Below are 22,951 nucleotides of genomic sequence, written 5' to 3'. Positions count from 1 at the left end.
CCACTGATGCTTTGTTTTTGATCTCAAACCAATAGATCTCCGTTTTTCAAAAAATCATTCAATGATGGCACTTTGGTCACGTCGCAAATATGCAAATTATGTCGCATTTAGGCATCTCGTAATGATTGGAAGGTGCGCGTATCTTCCACCCACCTCATTAGGGCTTGATGCACCTCAGGGTGCGGGATGAATTCCTGTTCTAGCCGACCTTTGGCGCTTTCTACGAGACGTCTGAACAGAGCTGACTCAGAATCGGTCAATCCAGCCGGGGGCATCTCTTGGGCCCGTACAGGCTCAGGCACAGCGGATTCTCCCCTGTACTTATCAAAGACGGCCTCATTCATGAGCAAGGAGGTAATGCCACCATGCTTGGCCCTTGCTCGAGCCAACATCTGCATTCCCCAAGAATCCATGTCACCCCAGTAGCCTGTAGCTTTGTTACGGAGGGCTTCAGATCCAAGCCACGCCAAATCCAGACCACATCCGAGAACCGCGATCGTTCCAGGTAGATCGATCAGCTGATGAAAGCATTTTTCGTTTTCGACGATTAGTAGTCGCTCGCCAGGCAGCTCCACTCGGCCAAGCTCAGAGGTCGTCAGCTTCAGCCGTTGGTACTGGAGCAGCCCAGCTTCAAGTGGCATCACCAGCACCCAATGGTTTGACTCATCATAGGCATCGAGAAAACCGCAAAGGGTTTGCTCTGACGCCTCCCCCTCAAACAGAACGTCCAGCATTTTTCTGAGGAGCACCTCGTGTCGCTCAAAAAACTTGGTGTCCACGCCATAGCCTGAAAGCAGCCGCAAAGGTAGGCCTCTGGCACATCCCGGTGTCAGTTGTGACGCTACGATTGCGGCTTGGATGATCTCTGAACGGTCTCTGCCCTTCCATAGACCTCGCTGGATGACGAGCAATTTATGGAAATGATCGGGTACCCGCTCTACCAGATACCCCATCGCTTCGTACTCTTCTGCAATGCCCGTGTCTTGAGTAGCCGCGACCCACTCTGACGGTGTACGCAGGCACCATCTAGCAGGCACCCTGACCGATTCGGCTCCATTTCTATAGGAGGCATCTATCCATTCAACCTTGCCAACCTTCACCTGGCGCCATGCCTCCACATGGCTTTGAACGGTAGAGATACGGGTGTTGAAAGACCTAGGAGATGGTTTCCCGATCTTAAGCTCCCAGGGCCAAGCCGCTGCGTTCAGAAGTTGCTTGGAACGTATTCCTGCCTTGTTCCAAGACTCCACAAGCTTCTGCCGCAGCTCACCAGGTGATTTCATCGCCATTACTGCGGCCCTGAAGAGCCAGTGTCGCCTTCACCATCATCCTCCCCTTTACGATTGAGGTAGTAACGCTCCAGCTCCTCCCAGCTCATTGAAACCAGGGAGGATGAGCCATCTTTTTTATGCACTATGATTGCGGTTCGTGTGTGGAGCCTTAGCAGCCGCAGCTCCTTGTTTGGCGTCACGAATATTGGGTGCAGGCCAAACTCGTTTAGCGCCGCGATGATGCGAGCAGCGACGCTCACAGAGGTTCTCGAGAATGCTTCGTCCAGCACTACGGTACCGAATAGAGGCTTGCTCTCCCCCACTGGACACAGGGCGTACCCCAGTGCGGCGGTCAGGATGTAGGAAGCAATGATTTCCTTTTCACCACCACTGTCGCCGTAAGATCCTTTCCTTCCAGCAGATGCTTCCTTGGTGAGCGAATCGACCACTGCGACTGAGAACTCGAGCCTGAACCTTGAGTCAAGCATGGCCCGGGCGCCCATTGTTTTCCGTTTGTCACAAGCCTTCCTAAGACCATCTACCACTACCCTCAGCGCTCTGTAATGGGTTTCGCCGACATCATCGGTGAAACGAGCGGTGTTGAGCTTTCGCTGAGCGGACTGAAGAGATATCAAATCCTTATGGACAATTTTTGTCGTTACCAACCGAAGATACTTCCCTGGCAAGAACTCCACACGTCGAAGAGTGTTATTGAGTTCCTGGATACGCTCTTCGATAAGAACAACCTCTTGCTCAACATAACTTAGAAGCTGTGTAACACCGTCATCAGAGGAACGATTCAGATAGTGTAGGAATCGCTCGACTTTTTCTGGAAGAGCTTCTGTGGTCAATATCCTCAAACGCTCAAGATACGTAGGGACATCTTCGATATCTCGACCAGCTTCTGCTAAAGCACCAGTATCAACACTTTTGGCATCAGACATTATCCTGATAAGCTCACCCTCAGCGCGCGTGATTTCATTCTGCATCACCTGAACAGCATTTGAATGAGCATGGAAAAACCGCAATTCAATGTTGTCTAGATCCTCCAAATCACCCGCGCTGATCGGCGGGAGATACTTAACAAGCACTTCACGCGCCTCAGGACTCAGCCCCTGTTCCGTCAAGTCCAATGTTTTCCGTAGTTTCTTGATTGCAAAGTCCAAACGATCTACCAACCTAGTATTGGTATCACGAACTTGCAGATACTCGCCTTCAGCTTCTTCTGCAGCTTTAGAAGCGCCCTCTAGGAGTAGCTTCGCCGAGGCTACATCAGAATCTGTCCGGGTCAGGTAATCCAACTGCCCCTGCAAGTCCGTCAACTGATTCTCCGCCCCAACTAGGTCTATCAGGTCAAATTCAACCTCATTAATATACTGGTATATCCTGCCCGACTCCTCCAGATCACCCAACCGATCACGTGCTGCCACCAGAGCATCCGAAGCAACTTCGAGTTGTTTAGTGGCACCAGCAATTTCCTGACTCAAGAAGTTCAACCGATCACGGTTATCGAATCCAGTAAACCAATCAGAATGCAGAAGTCGCTGATCACGTTTCTCAAAGAACCGGGGCTGACCAGACATCATTCCTTCTTTTGTCATTGCATGAGAGGTAACCAGCAGGTCATCAACACTGTCAACACAATGACGATCGCACTGAGAAAGTAACGCTTCGACGGTTTTTTTGTAAGGGTGCTGTTTGAACTTCAGCTTCTTAACGTAACCATCAGTGAAGGTGTCTTTGACTTCAACATCCTTACCGACCTCAAGAACTCGCACATGCAGGTGATTATCACGACCATTAATCCACTGCAGGGCCTGCTGGGCAATATCAGACGGAATGACAACACGAAGTCGATTCCCTCCTATAGCACGCTCAATTGCTCCCCTCCACTGCTGCTCGTCCTGCTTTACCTGCAGCATTTCAGCCACGAACGGCAGCTGGTCTTCATCTACATTTAAGTGTTGTGCGAGTTCACAGCGAAAATCGTGGTATTTGGTTGGCACGTTTGATCCGGGCCGAGCCTTGACCTCATCTATCTCAGCTTGCAGCCCATGGAGATTTACCCTAGCGTCAGACTCATTTATACCCAACTGGAACGCTTCGGAACGCTGCTCGGAAATCTGATGCACTAGAAAATCAAAATGCTGGCTTGCCAAAATTTTGTTGGCCGAAAATACAGATTCAGTAAGTTGATCATCAAATCCTAGTCTACGCATCCGCGCCTGATACTGCGAAGATTGGGTTGTCCTTAAAATTCTTATGGACTCCCACTCCCTCACCCGTTTTTGCAGTTGATCGATGCTGGCCCCGCCCTTTTGCAGGTAGGCTTGACGATACATCTCACATTTCTGCTTCAATTCATTCCGTTGCTGAGCCAACTGCTCCATTTCAAATACGGCTTTCTTAACCTCGTCCTCCAGCTTATTCTTCTGGGCAGACCACAGGTGATGAGACTGCTCCGCGAACCAGGTGGGTGCTAACTCCGTTACAAGCTTTTGCTCATCGAGTGTTTGAGATTTGTTCTGAAAATCCTCCCAGGCTTTGGCAATGGGTTTGAGCTTGTGCGCTTGCGCACGGGCGATCTCTAACTCCTGGTGAATGACGTTCAGATCATCGAAACTTTTGACGACTTCACCTGCCCGCTTAAATGCTGAGCGGTCATCCAATACTAAATCTCGGAATATTGAGTCAATATCCGTCAACTGCTTAACACCAGCCGCGCGATTCAAGAGAGCGAAAGCATTATCACCGACTTGGAATAGAGCACGAACTTGTGCAATGTAATCGCGTCTGACAGGATGAACATTGAACCCTTGAACATTCTTCTCAAGAAGCTCGAGCCCTCGCTTCCCTTCTTCATGAAAAACAGCAAGCCAAGACTCCAAAGACTGCTCAGGGTTCGTGCTAAATATCCAATACTTATTAAGCTCTGCCATGGCTGAGCTAGTGCCTTCGAAATGGAAGACCACCCCCAGCCTAACGAGCTGAATACCTCGGCAAAAGGTGGCGCAGATAGCCGTAATCGTTTGCCCCAGGCGAGTGCCCCGCTGTTTTGGGTTTTCACCCTCGCCCAGACCTTGCACGCCCCGCACGTATGAAACCAAATCTCTATCGCTATCATTACCCCCAGTAGAGGCGAGGTTGTAACGAGGGTATTGGCAAACCAACGTCATGAATGCATCCACTATCGTAGTTTTACCGCTACCTGTAACGCCAATAAGAGCCGTACCTGCAGGGTCGATAGGAACAGGGTGTAGTCCATTGAAACTACCCCAGTTGTAGAGCATCAACTCGGTCAGCACATAGCCTTCAGGGCTGCCGCTTGGAGAATTAATCATCAGAGTCATCTCCTTCTTCACCCGTAGGTGAGAACTGATCTGCACTGAAGTCATGAGCTAACAACCACTGGAGTAAAGCGGTCAGACTTTCAGGATTGGCCACATGCGCGATCAACGGACGTATCGTGAACCGGTCGCTGTGCTCATTCATCGATATTAGGTGGCGGCTTCTCAACTTCTTCAGGAGCCCCATTGCTCTTTTCTTATCTTTGAAGTCGGCTCCCCGCTCTCCAAGATAAGCCCGAAGTTGAACAATGACATCATCCACTGTCATTTGGGGTATTGCAGTGCCTACCCCATTCTCCATTTCGCACTCAATCAGATATTGACGCAGCACAGCAACCAACAGTGTCTCTTCGAGAGTGAAGGATTTGTGAAGAATGAGTGGATGCGTCCACCCCTCCGCCACTTCAGCCGTCTCATGGAGAACTCGAATAAAAACCAAGCCCCTAATTTCATCAAATTGGATCTTTAGATCGAAGGGTTCGACTATCTGACTCACCAGCTCGGCGTTGCCTAATGCAGTTTGATATAACCGCTCATAGCACGCCTCCTCGATGAAACCGTGCTTAAACAGCTCCTGTACAACCTCCCGAATTCTGCGCGGAGTTCGATCGTCATCGTCAATTTCGGAGCTAATGAGCCCTAGGTCTTCCGGCTCTGGCTCCTGCCCTGGACTCTCGTTGAACCCATCCTCGTCAGGAGGGCTGCCTGTCAACTCATCAAAAATACTTGGCATGTCAGAGCTCCCATTTGATATCGCGAAGCTTCTCGCTCTCAAGTTGGGTGAATGGCAGGTGGAACCGCCATCGCCGATCGTCTGCGTCTGTGAGCTCAAAAGGGGCAGTCTGAGCGTCGTACACGTCAATGCCAGCCTCACGAGCCATGGTGATCCAGATGGTGAAGCACTCAAGGTCATGCGTAGGGGGAAGCAGTGAGGCGAGCTCTGAAAGCGATAGCGGACGCCCCTGCTCTGCCAATATCCTCAACGTATCCTTAATGAAGGCATCTCGATCAAGCCCATCAAAGGAGAGCCAGAACTCTTCCTCCATCTGCTCAAGCGACACACGGCGCCTACTGAGGTCGAGAACTGGGGCAGCTTCACCTGTAATACCCCTGAAACGCAGCCTATCGACTACAGGCACTTTGTATAAGGCCATACCTATAGGAGGTAACGGCACTTCAAGGAGCCGTATTGCTTTGCGATTCCAATCGAGCTTGACGACCACACTGAAAATCTCGTTCAGCAGATGTCCGACCCGATGATGCTCAACCACAAGCCCGGTTTTCATGAAGCTTTTGACGTCCCGCTCGCTCCGAGCCCTGGCTTGCAAAACCAGCGCGGTTTCTTGAATCAATCGCGGTACTAAACGCAGCAGCTCAAACTGCTGTGACTTGTTGAGTGCCTTGGGAGCAGCTGGGTGGCGCATGATGTTCTGAAGACGGAGCCTCATTTTCTTGAGCTCATCAGTCCACAATTGCTGTAGGAAGCTATCGAATACCCTACCCTCGGGCGTGTTCAGCAGTGCTTCTTGACCATCGAGAAGGTTATCAACGATCTCACCCCTGTGGAATTTCTCGCTAATTATGGAATGCCGCAGTTCTCGGTCGGCATCACGCCAAGAGTCCTCCATCCGTCGGAAGTCGGCCAGCAATCCAATCGCAAGTCCATACACCTCTCGTATGGCTTCAATCGCCTGCCCGTCGTCAAATACAGGGATAAGTCCAGCTTTCGCCTTCTCCAGCTCAGCCTGTAGCTCTTTGATCCGACGTTTTAGTGCCAACATTCTGCTTTTCGGGTCTGAGTTCAGATGCGTTTCAAGGTTTTCGATCTCCCGTTGCACTACTGATAATCGTGAGGCGGTCGACGTCATAACGCGGTCTTCCAGAGATTCGGTAAACCGAAAAGCACACTCGAGGAAGTCAGTCGCGTAAATCCTCCCGTTCCGTTCGACAATTAACCGACGGTTGATCCACTCCCTGAGCTCTCGATTAGCCTCCTGCAGCTCAGCCCCTCGAGGTACTTGATAGATCTCTGGGTCGGAGCAGTTCGCCAACGTGTCGGCAATCGAGCGAAGTGCATCACTCATCTCGATGCCATCCTGACCAGGTTCGAAAAGCAGCCGCAGGCTGGCTAGAAAAACCGGGGCACGCCGAGAGGCAAGAACTAACCAAGCGGGATTTTGGGTGCGGAGCCCAAGGTAGTGCTCAGCCCGCTGTTCTAGATTTTCTTCCATGGGATAGGTACCCCATAGGTGATTCGCGGCGAAGTGGGTTGTGCCGCTCGCGATTTAGGCCGCCGCTAGGCTAGTCGCCGGAAGAAGCCTAGACGCTTGACAATAGGTGGCAAATTCTCTCGGCCGAAACCTGACGTTATCCACCGTATCACGATGCCGGTTTTGCCCCATTCATCGATGAATGTTCGTTCAAAATCAAAGAATTCAATATCATGTGGCCGTCCGTCAGAATCGAAGGCTGTGGTGACAAATTGCTGACGACCGGCACAAAAAAGCCCTGGTTCAGGGATTTTTTTTAGAAGGATCTGCGAATCAGTCAGCACTACGCCAATGCTCTGGGTTTTCCACAGTGGTATTCCGGACATGAGCTAAATTCGGCTTATGGCCAAACGCCTCCGCTTTCGCGATCGCATCCGCTCGTGTCGGGAATGTGGTGTCGACCAGTCAACCAGTTACGAAAAATGATATCCGGCGTCAGCTGTCAAAATCCCTTAGCAAGTCTAAAAATAAGGCATCCTTCACCTCAGATCGCACCGCATCTATGCTTGAGTTCGGATTCAGGTCAAAGCTTGCCTGGAGACGAAGATATCCTTCATGAACAGCTACTCTCGAACTACCAGCCATATTTTGACGCAACACCAATTGGTGCCGATTATAATCACCAGCGCGTATCATCTGCGGTAGCAACTCGATGAAGTCTAGTGGAGAGTTTTCAATCTCCGCGAACACATGGGCAGCAACCTGTCCAATTACCCCACAGAGAAAGCCAATATCAGGCGTTAACCTAACAATAAATCGCCTTGCGTGATGCGCAGTTTTCGACTTAGTCGCCTGCCTAGATACTTCACCCTCATTTTCTCGAATGAACGCGAGAAGCCACGCTTCAATATTCACTACAGTTATTCCTGAACACCACATCTCCACTAGCTTTTTCAGCGCAGAGAGGATTTTTATTGCTGCATCATTACCAGGCCCATGAGCCCTGGCAAACACAGACTCAAGAGCACTTTCGCGCAAGAAACTATTCAGATCTGTAGGATTTTTCGAAATTATGTCAAACGCCCACCCAACCCAATCCGAGGTTGTACGTAGTTCACCCGGCAACTTTACTAGGGCTTCAGCAAAGCTGGCAATAACACGCGGGCTAACGCCATTGCGAATGGCTAGTTCCTTCTGCCAGTCGTCAGCTTCCGGATCATCTAACTCTTGCTCTGCAGCTTTCAAAGCAACGCGTCGGCCTTCGAGCCAAGTCTCCGCAATGCTGGCGTCTCGAGAGCTCCGCTGGAAATATCCGAATGAGCGCCTGACAATTCCATCGAGACCACTGCTACCCTCGGGAGTGACTGCATTCAGCCTTCGGATCAAAGCCTGCACTCTCAGATCATTCGCAGAAGAAACTTCAATTCGGTCAAGCAGGTAATCAATAGGATCGTAAATTATTTCGCATGCATCTTGCTGAGCAAATGTCGTATACAGATCTTCATTATTCGAAGTGATAGCTTCGTCTAGCTCAATAACAATGGGCTTTGCGGGAATGACCACAGAAAGCCCAGTAGCAGCGTATGCGGCTCGGCCCGCCCTACCGAGAGCATTCAAAATTTCATGCGGGCGCAAGTCAGTTCGAGGATTGCCAGTTGGGTCGTCAGCGGCGCTACGATCTGTTCCTGCCAAAATTACGACATCACAAGGTAGATTCAATCCTTGGGCGATAGTTGAGGTAGCAGCCAGAACATCAAGCCCCAACTCTTTCTTTCCTCTTTTACTACGAAAAGCAGCCTCAACCAACCGTCTTTCCAATGGAAGAAGGTCGCTATGGTGGACACCTGCACGCCTGGAGTCCACCTCGAAAATAGCAGAAACATCACCAACATCTTCTATGATGGTTTCACGGATGAATCTTTGATTCTCATCAAGAACTACAGAAGGCGGGGGCAATAACTTGTTGACGCTATCAGCAACCGAGCTGCACACTCTCACGTCGCTACAAAAAACCACTACCCTCTTGCCTAGGCGTGCAAAATCTGCGGCTAGCGTGGCAGCCAACTCATTGCGATTAGCCGTCAGATAACCCTTGTCATTAATATTTAAAAATGGATTGGCATCACTAAGCCTTCTAATCGCAAATGTTTCTGCTTGCATTGGGTGCCAGCCTGCGACTAAAGAAAAAAGGCCAAGAGGTTCGGAGGACACTCGACTGCGCTCTTTTTTTGTTTCCCCTTTAGCAGCGACCTCGACGGCTGCATCAACTGCTTTCTCATCATATACGACGCATGTTCTCAACTGACGGGTTGGCTTCCATGGATCGTCAAAGACATGCACTCTTCGGCCTACTACATGGCTAATCCAACTAGCGATCTCATTGGCATTTTTGACCATTGCAGACATGAGCAATAGATCAGCAGTTGGACATAGGCGAGTAAACCCAAGGAGCGACAGCATAGCGTCAACTGACCTCGAACCCACCTTAACGCTCTTGGGATCTGTATCCATACCGATTAGGTGAAACTCATCGAATACAAGAAGCCCGACGTTTCCAAATAGTTCGGGAGCGAAACCTAAGAGGGCTAGGCATCGCTCAGGCGTCATAACTGCGAATGGGGGAAGCGCTTCACCAAGCTCTTCGAGTGCCTTGTCTTCAACGCTCACTGCTTCAATATCTGCTAAATGGTGCGCGAAGTCGTTCTCGACTTGATCTACTAATGCATGCGTCGGTGCCAGATAAACAACTGACCTCCCAGAACAACGAGCCGCTGCAATTTTCAGCATGGAAAGGGTGGTCTTCCCTGAGCCAGTCGGCGATGTCATCACCATGGAATTTCCACGGTTCAAATAGCCGCTCTGGATTGCCTTTTGATGGTTAACCCATAAAAACGGTCGCAATTTAGACTGGCTGATTGTCCATTTATCCCATTCTCCAATATTGGCCCCTTCCGGAGTCGCCAGACGGGCAAGCATCGATGATCTGACGCCTTCGATCATAGCAAGTAAAAGACTAGCCAAATGATGCGGGCCAGCATACTGATAATTAACCACACCTGATAGGCCAGGTAGATTTTCAGTAGTCGCCCTCGATAAATCCAATACTTTGTTTAGAGCATCCTTTACGTCAACTTCGTAATCAGCGCCATGCGCCTCAGCTGCAAGACCTTTGACAGCTATTGCACACTCATGAAAAAGTAGATCTGCAGCAAACTCACGACTATCGCGCCCAATATTTACCTCTGAGTACATCGCATCTACGGGATATTCTCTCGCCAGAAGAGAGTCAAGCCGCCCCATAGCCAGATCTTTAACAGATAGTATTAATGCGCTTCGCATTGGCGAAGTGACATTAACTACTGTGAGACGACTGGCAGCTTCAGCGGCATCTGCTGAACGATCCGCAATGAGAAACAGCAGCGTCGCTGAGATTGTAGAGTCAATAGCTTCTGCACTAAGAAGCGTGCGCTTACTATTCTCCTCATTTCGTGCCATCGAGATTACTTGGTGAGCAACACCGGCGACGAAAGCGGCGGCTCGCTTTTTCTCAGGTTGTATATCAAGTGCAACATATGCTTCAAAGGTTGACGCCAGTCGCCTAACCTTGGTCAGAGTCGATCTGTCCGGATCAGCACCCCGCTGAATAGCCAGGCGTGCGGTCGCAATTTCTACATGAGCCTCTGTCAGTAGAGTATCGATGGTATCCGGGTCGAATTCGGGAAGGCCTGGAGCACTCTTCAAGAGCGCACGAGAAGTGGAGTCAAACACGATCGATCTCCTTCACTTTTTCGATGACTGCGAGAGCAAACTTATCTAAACCATCGCGAACGTCCTTGAATGCCAGAACCCCACCCGTGCGTGAACTCGTCGCTCCGCTAACCGTGCCTGAAAAACCATTCATAAGCTTGTCAAAACTGCCAGAAACAGTATCTCGAATATTTTCCCCAGTAGCCACACAAACTCTAAACCGTCTCGCCTCCTCCCACACTACCCGCCCTATCGCCCCTTCTTTATTTACACCCTCGACCCCCTTGAGCAAAGTAACCAGCTCAGCCAAAATTTCGTCATCACGCTCACCATCAATTATCTGCTTCAACTCCGGCCAAACTTTAGACGTAATCAGTTTCCTGGGGTTGGCCGATGCCTTATCTTCGGATATAATGATGCTATCAACTTTCTCTTTTTTATCATCAAGCTCAAGTACGAAGCCGTCAAACCCCTTGTCGGCTTGTCGCACATGCGGCGAAGTCATGACACCATTTGGAATTGAAATCCTTGTAACAACCCAAGATATATGCTGAAACAAAAGTCCATCTCGGTGAATTCTCGAGTTTTTTATCTGATCTGCAGTATTTGAGGGGTCTGTTGAACTGAGAACCCCGAGTTTCTTTATCACATTTGCAACAACATTACCAAAGGGCTCAACCCTTTGCGTTGCAACCTGACTAATTACTCGTTGTGCATTCTCTTCTTGCCTCAAATACAGATAGGCAACGATTTCTACAAGCTTGTCTTCTTTTAAAGGATTGATCTCCCACTCAGAGAATTCGCACTCACTGGAAGCCACTGTTTTTTGGTTAATCGGCATTTTTAGAATCCATCCCACATTTTATTAATCAGTAACCAACACCCCAGACTCTCGGCTTAGTAGAACACATCCCTCCACTTCGAGTGCTGACTGCAGCGCTTGTGAAGGAAAGGCTCCCCTCCGACGTCCTACCCTCGCAAGCGGAATGATGGCACATTAACATAACCTTATGTGATGCCCATATAACTCAGGCCAACCTATCCTTGGCCACAAAGAGCACATCCGTACCCCCTTGCTGGACTGGACATTACAAGGCGATGGAGAAGAATTGCCATCACCCGTTTGAAGGTACGTCCATATCTCAGTACCGGCGCTCATAGTCCTCTTGAAAATCTCCAAGCTTTACTAGAGTGCTCAGTACGGCCTGACTGTTCGTGATAAGCGCCCGCGTGCGATCTGGATTGTCCCACCCAGCGTCACCATGTTTTCCGCCGTGAAAAAGATTGTTGCGAACGGTCTTAACTACACGAACCACTTTTGCTAAATCCGATTCTCCCTCACCGAATCTGAGACCGCGCCACTCTAAAGCGCTATTCTCACCAACCACCTGTTTGCTGGGAGGAGCCGCGAGCAGATCTTCGGCCTCAGGGCACAACGTATAGGTTTCCGAATACCGCCCTACAAATGCATTCCATCCTGGTTCAGCGGCGCTACCCGGCTGGTCATTTCCCAGAAAACCGTTTTCTTTCAAACAAAACTCGAACCGAGAAAAGCTATAAAAGAACTCGAAAGCGAGCTGAGTCAGCTCATCTGTGATCTGATCCCTTCGCATACCTACTCCAGATCCATGAGGAAGATTGAGCGCCGGCAGAATTGCAGACGCGGTGCCACCTTGCGAGAGAGTCGGCGTCATGGCCACGTCGACTAAGCGCACCTAGCCTCTAACTTTATGCTCTCTGGGATTTTTAAGGCACTTCGAATGTACTGCCCGGGCTCGGTGACCAACCTGGCAGCAGCAATGGCCATCCCCTACCAGAGCCGGCCAGCTTTCAGCTTTCGTGCGCGTCATCACCCGAACGCGATAGAGATCGATTGTCTTGGTACTTACCTCCAGTCGCTGCACTATCGTCAGATCACGCCAAGCTACTAAAGCCGCCCGCCCCCATTGAGGCATCCAGAAGGCATAGCGGATGTTTGAAACGGGCATTCATACGAGTAGCTCGAAGGGATGCAAATGTTCTCCTACCGGCGACGCGACAAAACAAGGCGCACCCGATCACAGCTTGCTAATAACCTTAGCTAACCGTATTGCGCGGTAAAGCGAAGCGCATTATGTTGTGCTCAACCCTAGATGAAAGCACCACATCATGTGTTTTCAGAGGTCAGGGTCAGCTGTTCAGCGATCTCACCTTTGTCCAATCTACGAAGGAAATACCGTCATGACAGACCGACGCCCTATCAACAAGAATGTGAACGTGCCGAAGCCAGGCGGTGGCGAGCAGCCCCGCTCACGTAACGATGATGGACAGATCCGGAAGAAGCGCAGCGACGCTGACAAGCCGCGCAGCTAAAGCGAGCCCAGGCAGAGGACTAACATGTCCTCTGCCCTCACCTGCGGGTGAGCATCACCAGTGATCGATGACTGGACTCCCAGCATCATTGCGATCCACTCCGTCCAAGGAACCTCTCTCGAGATTATGTACGGCGCCTGCCTCGCAGGAGGGATGTGGAGCTCAGTGCCTCGAGCTGCTTCATCATTGCGATGTTCATGGCCTGGGCTTTCCTCAGCTCTCGCTGAAATTCCTCTATCAGCGGGGCTAGATGGGCAAGCCCTGCAGTAAAGCCCGCGCTGTAAACCCCACTCGCTCCATTCGCTGCCTTGAGTCTCAGGTTGCGCGCTGCTCCTCCAGAACAGCGTTTCTGGGTTGACGGTTGGCGTCGTCCAGCCAGCCTCATAGTCAGGTGTCTTTTTCATAACCACCTCGAAGGAATAGGAGCCAAGGCGTATGCCTGGGCATGCCCCCATTTTGAAGCGTAGCAATCACTGACCTCACCTCCCAGGCTGCTTATCAGTCCACCTGCGCAATTTCCACTTTGTGAGGATCAAGGAGTGCCACCAGTGCAGACACCTTTCCGACGATGCGCGATGCCCCTGTTGATCACAGGTGTCGGCTTTTGGCAGGACACTCACCGCGAATGCAGGACGATCATACTGAGGCGCTGCCGACCATCATTCGATCGTTCAATGGCTGCGCCTTTACTGGCATGGGATATTCACGAGGCCAGGTACCAATAACGGCGTCCTCGGAAGGTGCTTTGTCGTCGACTGCCGATTTAGCTCTATTGTGGAAGCAAGGGTCGCTGAGGTGAACTAGCTTTATCTTTCCGTACTGCGGAGCATGGACACAGATGGATTTTGGCTTTGTAGATTTAGACATTTTAGTCACACGAATTCGAAACCCCGCTTCAAAGCGTTATTTTCTCGATTCTGTCAAAGCATACAAAGCCGGCGCCCTGCGGGGATCACTCACGTCGCTTTGGGTTGCATTAGCCTATGATTTGATCGCCAAGTATCGTGAGATCAGTGCTCAAGGGGACGCAGCGGCTACTCTGTTCGTCAAGCAATGGGATGCTGCCACTGCTGCGGGCAATATCTCTAAATTACTGACCCTTGAGGCGGATATCCTTGACCACGCGACAGACACCACGCAGGTCATTGATCCTATCGCCAAGCGCCATTTGCAACGCATGCGCGACGATCGACACCTATGCGCACACCCTGCATTCTCAGCTGAAGCCGAGCTTTTCGAACCCTCACCTGAACTGGTGAGGCTTCATCTCGTTAATGTCATTGATTGCGTGCTTTCGCGTGAGCCGCGTCAAGGAAAAGCGATTTATGACATCTTTAGCCTAGACGTACAGTCCACAGGTTTTCCGGCTGCCCCTGACCAGATTTATGAATACGTGGATCAGCGGTATTTGAAGCGCATCAAGACGCCAAATGTGCAAAATTTCGGCACAATTCTGGGTAAATCCTTATTGAAAGGCGTTCCCTCAGAGTGGGAAGCGCACCAGCAAAAAATTGCCCACACCCTGATCGCACTGCGTGATCGGGTTCCTGACGCTTGGCCAGATATCCGTTCCGCAATCCTGAAACTCATTGATAGCGCCGAGCCAGCTTCACGCCCTCGGGCAATTTCTCTGCTTGCGGCGTTCCCAGCATTCTGGTCGCAACTGGAGCCCTCCACTCAAACCGTGCTTGTTGAAACCGCCGCGAATTTTGATCCCGCGAACGCGCCTGATTATCGGACGCTCGCCGGTGTGTCGGTACCCGCTTTGCGTCAAGGTCTGCTGAGAGTCATCCAGGACATGAGTGACACTTATCTTGAACAAGCGATTAGTGCCTCCCCGATAACAGAACTGTGGGAGCGGGCTGTCTCGAGCTATGGTGATTCTGGAAGCTTCAGAGGGTCTGAGATCCGCTTCCGCAACTTGCTTGCACCGTTCTCTGGAAGACTCAACCGTTCACAACTGGAGCTTCTCCTAGGTGCGCTCATGGGTAACAGTCAGTGCTGGAATGCTACCGCGACGGAGGGCCTTCTACTGGGACTGCTTCGAGACGCGGAGCCGCATGACTTGCCAAGTCATCAATCAACTGACGACTTTTTCCAGGAGACAGTTCGCAAGGGAGCCCATACCCAATTTTCGGAGGTATTCAGCTTCTTCAGCGGCCATGGCTGGGTTCGCCCGCAAGCAGAAGTCGATGAAGACCTTGAATAGTCTCTAGGCTCTGTACGAACTCCTGTAAAGCCCAGTCAGTAGCCCTCAAACGCTGAGTTTTTCAGAGTACGCCATCGACGGAAGTAAATTCCGCGATGGCAAAGCATTACGAACTCTAGGATGAGGCCTGGACTGTGGCCACCGATCTCCATCGAAATCCATGGCCAAGGGGCCCCGCCTGAGCGGCCGACTGATGTTTGATGGCCCGCGCTGGCTGCTCTGCTCAGGTACTACGTGGCAAGCTCCAGACAAGATTTGCCGCATCTCTTTTCGCACAAAACTTAGAACAGCGCTCAAATGAAAAGGCCTCCCGAAGCAGGCCTCTGAGGAGCTTATTGACGCCAGGTCTCTACAGCTTCTGCGCCGTGCTCACTCTTCCACGACTTGAGAACGGTGTGGTTACCACCCTTAGTCTGAATCACTTCACCGGTATGTGGGTTCTTGTACGTCTTAACCTCGCGTGGCTTGCGAGGGCTAGCAGGCTCCGCTGCCGCGCGCAGACGGCTGTTGGCTTGCGGATCGAGAATATTGATGACATCTCGCAGACTGAAACCGTATTCACCCAGGAGAGTACGCAGCTTGCTCTCAAACTCCATTTCCTCTTTGAGGCCGTTGTCTTCCTTTAAGGCTTCCAGCTCGGCAAGCTGAGCTGCAAGCTGCTGTTCCAAGCGACGGTACTCGGCAAGGCGCGACATTTTGTGAATCCTATTGGCTGTAAAATGTCTCTAAGGGTACAGCGATCTCATGGGGTTAATCCAGATAATTGCTGGCCTCACAGCAGGCCAGAGCTCAACGTAACAGGCTGACTGAGGCTCACGGTGTATCGGCTACCGCCACCAGCTCACAACGTCAGAACCGTATTTATGCCTCCACTCCAGCAGCCCCTTTAGAGTTCCTCCCCGGCTAAGAACAATCTCGCCTGTGCCCTTTCTTGATTCGAGTATTAGGAGGCTTCGTCACATACGTACTCCAGCGGGCGATTGGGTCGAGCAAGCAGATTACGCATTTTAGACTGTATTCAGCTCAATACTTCCTGATGATGGGCGACTGACTCCTTGATCAGCTGGCTATAACACCATGAGTAACAAGATGCATAAAAAACTCGCTACCCACTCAAGTTTTTCCAGCAACAACCGTTTTATTCATTAGAACCCTTCTTGACGGATAAAAGCTGTGAAACGACCTATCAATACATTCCTGAAAACAAAATCGGAAAAACTTGATTATGAAATGGCATTCTTCTCGCCCCCTGATGTTCCTGAAAAGACCTGCTCCACTGACCCATACAACTACCTAGTTATGACAGGCATCGATCCCGCCAATATGATAATGCTCACTGTTGGAGGCATTGATTTCACGTTCACCCCCGCCCAGGCCAAGGCTCTTGGCTCAAAATTACTCGAGCTGGCGAGCACCAGTGGTGCAAAGGCACTGACCAGCTGAGACGCTCAAAGCAATATCCTACCTAGCCATGAATGCGCTCATACCATCGTAGAACCGATCATCTATGTAAGTGGAGCGCGCAGGCCTAGGCCGGAGGCGTGAAGGATGGAAGCCCGAAGGGCCGAGCCCCGCAAAGCGGGACTCGGTTTACGACAGCCTGGCCGCAAAGCGGCACGCCCAAGCGCACTGGACTTTACTTGTGAAGCTTACTGAACCGCTCAACCACAACACTCGGGGCGACACTTGGCCAGGCTTCCAAATCCGCCGACTTGCGCCAGAAATCAATAGCACGCCAAAGGAAGTACATTCCAGGAATTGCCCCACCTATCATCGAATAGCTGTGCAGCACGGGTATAGCTCCCGTGGTAGGGTGCTCTGCGAGCACTGGTAGAAGCGCAAGAAGAAATACTGCTACGTATGCCACGACAAACCAAATAGCTCCATGGAACATCATATACACAGGTGTGGCCAAGCGAAGCTTGGTAAGGCTGCGAATCCGCCCTCCTCCTTAAACGCATACACCGCCCCGTGATTTTTGAGCTTATTTTTTGACTTCTTGTAAACACAATAAAAGTCGTAGTGCTTACCAGCTTCAATCTCTTCATAGAGCTGAGTGGGAATGACAGTGTTTGGAACCAGCACACCATCAATTTTCATGATGACCTGGACACTTCCCTCGCGATGCTCAAAAACACGAATATCTTCAAGCTTCCCAGAGACCTTGATGTAATCAGTGGCTGCCACTATATAACTCCTGTCAAAAAATCCAATGCCTAGCGATAGGCAAAGGGAGACCGCAGGCAGCTCCGAATAGAGCTACCTTGTTCAAAAATTAGGGTTTACTGGAGCCGGTTCGGGCTTGTGAAAAAGGTTTTAGCCCCGCCCTTCAAAAACTCCCGCAGCCCTGCACGCCCACCATCCTTCCGGAAAGAAGCAATGACATAACGGGAACGTTGAGTAGTCGCTACCCAGAAGCGCCCCTCCTTATGCAACGACTGGATATCAGAGCTGCGTAGGTAGTGCCCGTCAGCAAATCGCCCATCCGGGCCAGCATTTACATGGCCGAAAACAACACCAACAGCACTAGCAGCAATGATCTGAGCGTTCACCAAGTAAGCGGTGACAGGCTCTGCATACCCTTGGCCTGCGGCGCGCGCAATACGTAGAAGATCAAAATCCGTGAACCGCCTGCTGTGCAAATCGATGGAGTAGGTATTTGACGCTGCCACGTAAAGCTCCTTGCATGGCTGAACCCAGCCAAAAACTGATCACGAAATGAAATTACACCGGAGCCCGGTACAGCTCTCTCACCTGCCGAAGAGAGTCATGATCAAACCCACCCTCATGGGAGTCGTTGTAGATCTGACCACTCTCGACCTCGAGCAGGCATACGGGGCAGTCGTTCCTGTCAAAGCCCATAGACACAGACCTCAGTCGCTCCATACGCCAAGTCGCAGTGCCATTCAGCCGCCCTGGCGTCACCACTTGCACGTCTTGAATCTGAAGATCGTCGCCTTGAGCACTGACTAGCTCATGCAACCGAGGCTCGTCATTCAGCATCTCTTCACTGGAGACAAAGCGACCATCCATCCGCCTTTTCACACTTACGTGATACCAGTGTGTCGACAAGGCCCTGGACACCCCATACCAGTGAGCCAAGCCCTCTCCAAACATGCCTGGCACGCCTGCCATATCTGTCGCGTTTGTTCTAAACATCAGCCTCAGCCGCGAGCCCTTGCTCGTGTGTGTCAATAAAATGAGAAGATCGTTTTGAGCGAAGCCTTCTGCTCCACTCCTTCTCCAACGAGCACGTACACCGTGTTCCGAGTCTCAAAGAAATACCCGTCCACGAGCGCCACGCCGATGCTCGAGCGCACCCAATTGCCCGGCTGGAAGCGGCCAGAGCTATCTGCCAGCACATTGTGAGCAAGCAGGAATAAGGGGATGTTTCCGGCCGCTGAGACCTTCGCAAGCTCAGCTTCAGTGAGCTCCGCGCGGAACAATGTCCAGTCCCGAACTAGGCAGTACGCCTTGGCCTGGTAGCGGCCAGTGACAAGCTCGATCAGCTGCGCCTCATCCCCGCTTGCGCCCTCCCGCCGCTCTGACGGTTCGCTAAAGAGCTCGATGTCAGCGGTGTCCAATTCCTCACCTCGCTGGTGCTACTGCAGAGAAGCCTGGCGGCATCCGACCGCCCCTCTCTCACCTAGACGTGCCATCCAGGGCCATCCACATGATACGGATAATACAGTAAATTGCCGTTTATCCGCAAAGCTCAGCTATGGCTATATCCTGACTTTTGGATGAACTATGCAGCTCAGGATTGCCTTCGCCGGCGTGCTACGCGCTTTTCGCCACGTCAGGGGGGCCCGATACGCCGATCTGTCTGAAGCGACTGACCGCACCAAAATCAGCGCCCTGGAAAACGCCAAGACGAGCATCACCATCGAGCAGCTCGAGCAGATTGCGGAGAGCCTCGGCGTCGACCCGCTCGCCATGCTCGCGATGTCCATTGCCAAAAAACAAAATGAGCCGGCTCTGACAGTCGTTGGCAGAGCGCTGACCCACGTCGCAGCGTTTGAGGCTGAGGGAGGATTGAAGGCGCTGACCGAGCAATTCGACGAGGACGGCAACCTCGTCAAACGGAAACGCGGCAAGCCGCTCAACGCTGACAACGAAGCTGCAGTCCTGGCCCTCAAAGCCGCTGGCATGAAGCAACAGCAGGTGGCTGATCAGCTTGGCCTGGCGTTGACGAGCGTGAGGGACTATTGGAGGAAGTCCTAACAACCATTCAGGCCGCATGGACAGTTGGAGCGGAAGAATTTGCAGGAGTCGCCCTGGGCTGTTGCTATCCCAAGGCGTAAATTCCGATTTCTAATAACAAGGAATACAAGGTGATTGGCCGGATAGCTTCGGCCTATGGAGTACCAGCAATATCTTGTTTCAAGTGGAGAAAGATAGCGCCGAAGATAATCGCAAGAAGCGAACCAAACATCATAAATGCAATACGATTATCTTCAATTGTGAAATTTATCTTCCATCCCATCTTCTCATCCACTCGATTCGCGAGGCGCACCGTACCACCCGTACCACCATGCACCACCAACAATGCGTGATTGAATGCCACGAATATCGCGAGATATAAAGGCAACCAAGTCGACAGAGCCCCCCAGTAGCCGGGATCCCCAAACTCGACCACCACAATAAAGCCAATTGCAAAGAATCCAAAATCGAAACTAAATTTGACAATCTCAAAAAACAGCTTTCGCACCAGCCCTATAAATTTACTATCATTGCCTGGATAAAAGACCGAAATAAAGTAAAGCACCAGCAAACACGATGACATGGATATGGCCATGGCAACGTTGGCCCATGATGCATTACCCTTTAGAAAATCCCCTCCTGCACCTGCAATTCGAAAGCATAAAGCCATACAAAATGCCAGTAACAGCGTCTTTACTGGCAAATAAGCAAAATTTGAATCACCCTGCCTGATATCATTACCCACATACATCTCCTGATGTAACCCGCCCAAAGAAATCACAAATTAATTTTCAGACGATTTAGACGCGAATCAATTTTACCAACTAACGAAAAATGTTCGCCATCGCTCATTTTATCGTACTTAGATCTAACATCTTTAAGACATAATTCAATCAGTGTCCTGAGGACAGCCCTCTCTTTCAAACGTTCAACAGCCTGAACATTTGAGAAAACTTCATCCAGACGATGCTTAGCGGTTATAAACTCAGGATCAATTTCGCACACCTCAGCCAACGAAATTCTGACCCACACTAACTCGGCAATAAACCCACCCACCGAATGAACCGTTAGATCCGATATTTTACGAGGGACATATAGCCCTTTCAAAATCTTATCCTTTAGATCTGATGGACAAGTGTGATACAAATCCGCATCCGTAATCGGAGCATTGGCAAAATTGAATATTATGCCAGCCACTTTAACAGAATCAAGCAAAACATTATCAAGCATAAACACATTAAAACCCTGCGCCCTACCCTTAAACAGGACATCACCCTCTCGCAGAGCGCGTTGCTGCTCAACCATTAATAAATCATGTCGAAGACCAATCAGATCAAGAATAAAATCGTGACCTTCTTCGTCACTAGCAGAGGCGCTAGCCAAGGCTTTTTTAACACGCTCCAGCTTTGCCCAAAGCTTCCCCAAATGATTGACGCCATCGCCATTCACATCAAAAAGTGGAGAAGCTGTCAGCTCACAATCGTGAAGCGAGTTGTTGGGGAAGATCGCTTTATATAAGAGTGTCGGATTACGAAACCTGTAACTCTTACCCAGACTTTTCTCCTGCTCCTCTAACAACTCAATAAATAGCTTGCGATGGCTGATGTACCTATCAAACGTCATCGCTGCGAGTTGGGCCTGAGTAACCTTCTGCATACCTTTGTTCTGGCGGGCCAGAAAAAGGAGAGTAGCGACTGTGGCAAGCGTGCTCGTCAGTGTGAAAAAGCCTGCGAGCAAGGCACCAAAGCTTGCCCAGGCTGAGTGGTTGCTAGAAATGAATGGAAGCTTTAGCGCGTAGGTGATGAAGAGGCCACCACCCAAGATCACTATGGGTAAGACCATAGCGATCCATACCCAATGTTTTATGCCCCAAGCAACAACAGACTTCACAGGAGAATCCCTTCCAAACCAAAAGATGATAGCAGTTTAACACTGCATGATGAACGGTAGCCAAGAAGGTAGGTGATCCAGGTGGAGAGTGGCTAGTGGCAGGCCTTATGTATGGTTTCGGTGATCATCGCGAAGCCATCATAAAGTGGATGTAGGCCCCTACGACGCTCGCCTGAAGAGCTATCGGCGTCAGAAAGGAGAAGGATGTAGGTGGCCAAGGTCACGACTCAGAGCCGCGAAGTTCCATCGCCGGGTTTCCATCCGAAACCAAGGCATTGTGACGCAGTTCACATAATGTCATTTTGATTCCACGCCCAATCTACACAACCAGCAAATTTTTTGTCGATAAATCAATAATTTACAGAACTGTATATAAATACAGCTCGCTAACCAACTGATTCTTATGAAGTTAAATCCGGCAATTTGGCAGTATACATTTCACAGAGTCACTCCTATGCTCACGTCCGTACATCAGAAATGGAGAGCGCGCATGGCTGTCGCAAAAAAAGATCAGGTCTACTGGGCTGAATGCCTTGACCCCAAAAAACCCGTCTGTGGCAACAAATGGAAGAGCCGTGCAGGCTTTGGCACACCTAACTACTGCCCTAAGTGCCGTTCCACCCGAATCGCTGTGCGTCCTCTGTAGGGAAGCATCATGAGCACAAAGTCGAAGGGTATCTGTCCTTTCTGCGCTGAGGTGGTCACTCCTACCGTCACGGAGGAGAACCTGGTCAGACGTGACAAGTGTTCCTGCCCGGCTTGTGGCGAAGACGTCTACGTCTGCCGCAGCCCTGGATGCAACAATTACGCTAAGGGTGGTGAATACTACGACGATGAGCTGTGCCCGGAGTGCACCAGCGGCATTGCGGACGCTGGCAAGATGACGGTTGCAGTGGCGGTGTTTGGCGCCATCGTTGGAAAGTTCATTAAACCCTAATTTTTATACATCGAATTTCCGCCGCAGCACTTCAAGACGTATAAGATCATCGTAAGTTGCGACCATATTCATAACCCCATGATACCCAGCCTCACTATACTCAAAATTTTCCTCACCCGGCTTAATAATTACAAATACATCCATAGCTTCGCTCTGCATACCATCGATAAATGCCATCAAAAATCTTATGTCGCCGTTAAGTTTGACAATCTCTTCCTTAAACTGCTCCGAATCACCAGACACCATTAATCCACCAGAGTCTAGATTTATTATAGTATGTTTTAGTTGAGCGATCTGCCCTTCAAGCCCTGCATTCCGTATCTTCAACGCCTCATAATCAGAAGAGCTAATCGATGTTGGTAGAGCTGAAACCTCCTCCGACTCAAGAGTCTTCTCCAGTATTTTTCGATAGTCAGAGTTCCTAAGCAGCGTAACGTGACTTACTGGCTTTAAATCATTCTCTCTATCATGCTCTGGCAAGCTAAGATTATGGCTAAGCTCATACTCTGTAACAATCTCAGCCACACCCCTAGCAAGGCTGGTAATGTTCTTGTAATTAGCTCTAGATAGTACCTTTAGAGCACTATTAATATGGGCAATACGTGCTGCCCTATGCGAATCCCTGTGTTCCTGAAAAGTGTCTTTACGCTGCATAAAATCGAACCCCATGCGATAGTTCTGTGACAATTACAGCCCCATCAACATTTGTTGCGGGCAACCAAAATAATGCTGATATAGCGAGCCCCGCTACAGAAATATGTAGTGGCGGGGCGAGCGTATTATCA

20 protein-coding genes are annotated in these 22,951 nt (G+C 50.5%); 4 read left to right on the top strand and 16 right to left on the bottom strand.

The features are described 5' to 3' along the window. Nucleotides 1-107: 107 nt before the first annotated feature. The 8 genes from AC5PZ0_RS02350 to AC5PZ0_RS02315 all read right to left on the bottom strand — a co-directional run bounded on the left by AC5PZ0_RS02350 (nucleotide 108) and on the right by AC5PZ0_RS02315 (nucleotide 12,269). Nucleotides 108-1,289: a Wadjet anti-phage system protein JetD domain-containing protein gene (locus tag AC5PZ0_RS02350; RefSeq protein ID WP_493854222.1), complete on the bottom strand. Its 1,182-nt coding sequence runs from the start codon at nucleotides 1,287-1,289 to the stop codon at nucleotides 108-110. Continuing rightward, on the bottom strand, nucleotides 1,289-4,612 hold the full coding sequence (locus AC5PZ0_RS02345; protein WP_493854221.1) for an ATP-binding protein: 3,324 nt from the start codon (nucleotides 4,610-4,612) through the stop codon (nucleotides 1,289-1,291). The genes AC5PZ0_RS02350 and AC5PZ0_RS02345 overlap by 1 nt, the downstream gene beginning before the upstream one ends. Beyond that, nucleotides 4,605-5,351: a DUF4194 domain-containing protein gene (locus AC5PZ0_RS02340; RefSeq protein ID WP_493854220.1), complete on the bottom strand. Its 747-nt coding sequence runs from the start codon at nucleotides 5,349-5,351 to the stop codon at nucleotides 4,605-4,607. The genes AC5PZ0_RS02345 and AC5PZ0_RS02340 overlap by 8 nt, the downstream gene beginning before the upstream one ends. Before the next feature lies 1 nt (nucleotide 5,352). Beyond that, on the bottom strand, nucleotides 5,353-6,849 hold the full coding sequence (locus AC5PZ0_RS02335) for a DUF3375 domain-containing protein (RefSeq protein WP_493854219.1): 1,497 nt from the start codon (nucleotides 6,847-6,849) through the stop codon (nucleotides 5,353-5,355). A 65-nt stretch (nucleotides 6,850-6,914) separates the two neighbouring features. Next, the gene (locus AC5PZ0_RS02330) at nucleotides 6,915-7,214 is read right to left on the bottom strand and encodes a hypothetical protein (protein ID WP_493854218.1); all 300 of its coding nucleotides are present in this window, start codon (nucleotides 7,212-7,214) and stop codon (nucleotides 6,915-6,917) included. Between the two features lie 109 nt (nucleotides 7,215-7,323). Then, nucleotides 7,324-10,596, bottom strand: coding sequence for a DEAD/DEAH box helicase (locus tag AC5PZ0_RS02325; protein ID WP_493854217.1), 3,273 nt, complete (start codon nucleotides 10,594-10,596; stop codon nucleotides 7,324-7,326). Beyond that, nucleotides 10,589-11,416, bottom strand: coding sequence for a hypothetical protein (locus AC5PZ0_RS02320; RefSeq protein ID WP_493854216.1), 828 nt, complete (start codon nucleotides 11,414-11,416; stop codon nucleotides 10,589-10,591). Before AC5PZ0_RS02320 ends, AC5PZ0_RS02325 begins: the two co-directional genes overlap by 8 nt. Before the next feature lie 301 nt (nucleotides 11,417-11,717). After that, a complete protein-coding gene (locus tag AC5PZ0_RS02315; protein WP_493854215.1) occupies nucleotides 11,718-12,269 on the bottom strand; it encodes a hypothetical protein in 552 nt (183 codons plus the stop codon). A 1,496-nt stretch (nucleotides 12,270-13,765) separates the two neighbouring features. On the opposite strand from AC5PZ0_RS02315, the gene AC5PZ0_RS02310 reads away from it, so the two are divergent. Beyond that, a complete protein-coding gene (locus tag AC5PZ0_RS02310; protein ID WP_493854214.1) occupies nucleotides 13,766-15,136 on the top strand; it encodes a hypothetical protein in 1,371 nt (456 codons plus the stop codon). Between the two features lie 332 nt (nucleotides 15,137-15,468). On the opposite strand, the gene AC5PZ0_RS02305 is transcribed toward AC5PZ0_RS02310, so the two are convergent. Beyond that, nucleotides 15,469-15,831, bottom strand: coding sequence for a histone-like nucleoid-structuring protein, MvaT/MvaU family (locus AC5PZ0_RS02305; protein WP_493854213.1), 363 nt, complete (start codon nucleotides 15,829-15,831; stop codon nucleotides 15,469-15,471). Between the two features lie 132 nt (nucleotides 15,832-15,963). Next, complete coding sequence (locus AC5PZ0_RS02300; RefSeq protein WP_493854383.1) at nucleotides 15,964-16,050, bottom strand: hypothetical protein; 87 nt, start codon at nucleotides 16,048-16,050, stop codon at nucleotides 15,964-15,966. A 259-nt stretch (nucleotides 16,051-16,309) separates the two neighbouring features. Between AC5PZ0_RS02300 and AC5PZ0_RS02295 the strand changes: the two genes are divergently transcribed. Further along, the gene (locus AC5PZ0_RS02295) at nucleotides 16,310-16,579 is read left to right on the top strand and encodes a hypothetical protein (protein ID WP_493854212.1); all 270 of its coding nucleotides are present in this window, start codon (nucleotides 16,310-16,312) and stop codon (nucleotides 16,577-16,579) included. A gap of 450 nt (nucleotides 16,580-17,029) precedes the next feature. On the opposite strand, the gene AC5PZ0_RS02290 is transcribed toward AC5PZ0_RS02295, so the two are convergent. From AC5PZ0_RS02290 to AC5PZ0_RS02280, 3 genes are all read right to left on the bottom strand, one after another. Then, the gene (locus AC5PZ0_RS02290; protein ID WP_493854211.1) at nucleotides 17,030-17,323 is read right to left on the bottom strand and encodes a hypothetical protein; all 294 of its coding nucleotides are present in this window, start codon (nucleotides 17,321-17,323) and stop codon (nucleotides 17,030-17,032) included. A 95-nt stretch (nucleotides 17,324-17,418) separates the two neighbouring features. Beyond that, a complete protein-coding gene (locus AC5PZ0_RS02285; RefSeq protein WP_493854210.1) occupies nucleotides 17,419-17,808 on the bottom strand; it encodes a hypothetical protein in 390 nt (129 codons plus the stop codon). Between the two features lie 519 nt (nucleotides 17,809-18,327). After that, entirely contained in the window at nucleotides 18,328-18,720 is a 393-nt protein-coding gene (locus AC5PZ0_RS02280; protein ID WP_493854209.1) for a DUF6957 family protein, read from the bottom strand. Nucleotides 18,721-18,886: 166 nt separating this feature from the next. On the opposite strand from AC5PZ0_RS02280, the gene AC5PZ0_RS02275 reads away from it, so the two are divergent. Further along, a complete protein-coding gene (locus tag AC5PZ0_RS02275) occupies nucleotides 18,887-19,360 on the top strand; it encodes a helix-turn-helix domain-containing protein (RefSeq protein ID WP_493854208.1) in 474 nt (157 codons plus the stop codon). Nucleotides 19,361-19,493: 133 nt separating this feature from the next. On the opposite strand, the gene AC5PZ0_RS02270 is transcribed toward AC5PZ0_RS02275, so the two are convergent. Then, nucleotides 19,494-20,084, bottom strand: coding sequence for a hypothetical protein (locus tag AC5PZ0_RS02270; RefSeq protein WP_493854207.1), 591 nt, complete (start codon nucleotides 20,082-20,084; stop codon nucleotides 19,494-19,496). Between the two features lie 32 nt (nucleotides 20,085-20,116). Further along, entirely contained in the window at nucleotides 20,117-21,229 is a 1,113-nt protein-coding gene (locus tag AC5PZ0_RS02265) for a hypothetical protein (RefSeq protein WP_493854206.1), read from the bottom strand. Between the two features lie 655 nt (nucleotides 21,230-21,884). On the opposite strand from AC5PZ0_RS02265, the gene AC5PZ0_RS02260 reads away from it, so the two are divergent. Beyond that, the gene (locus AC5PZ0_RS02260) at nucleotides 21,885-22,166 is read left to right on the top strand and encodes a hypothetical protein (protein WP_132578191.1); all 282 of its coding nucleotides are present in this window, start codon (nucleotides 21,885-21,887) and stop codon (nucleotides 22,164-22,166) included. Nucleotides 22,167-22,169: 3 nt separating this feature from the next. Here AC5PZ0_RS02260 and AC5PZ0_RS02255 read toward each other — a convergent pair whose 3' ends face one another. Further along, on the bottom strand, nucleotides 22,170-22,820 hold the full coding sequence (locus tag AC5PZ0_RS02255; RefSeq protein ID WP_493854205.1) for a hypothetical protein: 651 nt from the start codon (nucleotides 22,818-22,820) through the stop codon (nucleotides 22,170-22,172). Between the last annotated feature and the right edge of the window lie 131 nt (nucleotides 22,821-22,951).

The sequence above is a fragment of the Pseudomonas sp. 5.2 genome, assembly GCF_059025405.1.
Note: the sequence above shows the minus strand (reverse complement) of the source record. Positions and strands in the feature narration are given on the sequence as shown.

Coding starts and splice junctions, on each gene's coding strand:
- AC5PZ0_RS02350 (WP_493854222.1), bottom strand. CDS start 1,289: ATGGCGATGAAATCACCTGGTGAGCTGCGGCAGAAGCTTGTGGAGTCT.
- AC5PZ0_RS02345 (WP_493854221.1), bottom strand. CDS start 4,612: ATGATTAATTCTCCAAGCGGCAGCCCTGAAGGCTATGTGCTGACCGAG.
- AC5PZ0_RS02340 (WP_493854220.1), bottom strand. CDS start 5,351: ATGCCAAGTATTTTTGATGAGTTGACAGGCAGCCCTCCTGACGAGGAT.
- AC5PZ0_RS02335 (WP_493854219.1), bottom strand. CDS start 6,849: ATGGAAGAAAATCTAGAACAGCGGGCTGAGCACTACCTTGGGCTCCGC.
- AC5PZ0_RS02330 (WP_493854218.1), bottom strand. CDS start 7,214: ATGTCCGGAATACCACTGTGGAAAACCCAGAGCATTGGCGTAGTGCTG.
- AC5PZ0_RS02320 (WP_493854216.1), bottom strand. CDS start 11,416: ATGCCGATTAACCAAAAAACAGTGGCTTCCAGTGAGTGCGAATTCTCT.
- AC5PZ0_RS02315 (WP_493854215.1), bottom strand. CDS start 12,269: ATGACGCCGACTCTCTCGCAAGGTGGCACCGCGTCTGCAATTCTGCCG.
- AC5PZ0_RS02310 (WP_493854214.1), top strand. CDS start 13,766: ATGGATTTTGGCTTTGTAGATTTAGACATTTTAGTCACACGAATTCGA.
- AC5PZ0_RS02305 (WP_493854213.1), bottom strand. CDS start 15,831: ATGTCGCGCCTTGCCGAGTACCGTCGCTTGGAACAGCAGCTTGCAGCT.
- AC5PZ0_RS02275 (WP_493854208.1), top strand. CDS start 18,887: ATGCAGCTCAGGATTGCCTTCGCCGGCGTGCTACGCGCTTTTCGCCAC.
- AC5PZ0_RS02260 (WP_132578191.1), top strand. CDS start 21,885: ATGAGCACAAAGTCGAAGGGTATCTGTCCTTTCTGCGCTGAGGTGGTC.
- AC5PZ0_RS02255 (WP_493854205.1), bottom strand. CDS start 22,820: ATGCAGCGTAAAGACACTTTTCAGGAACACAGGGATTCGCATAGGGCA.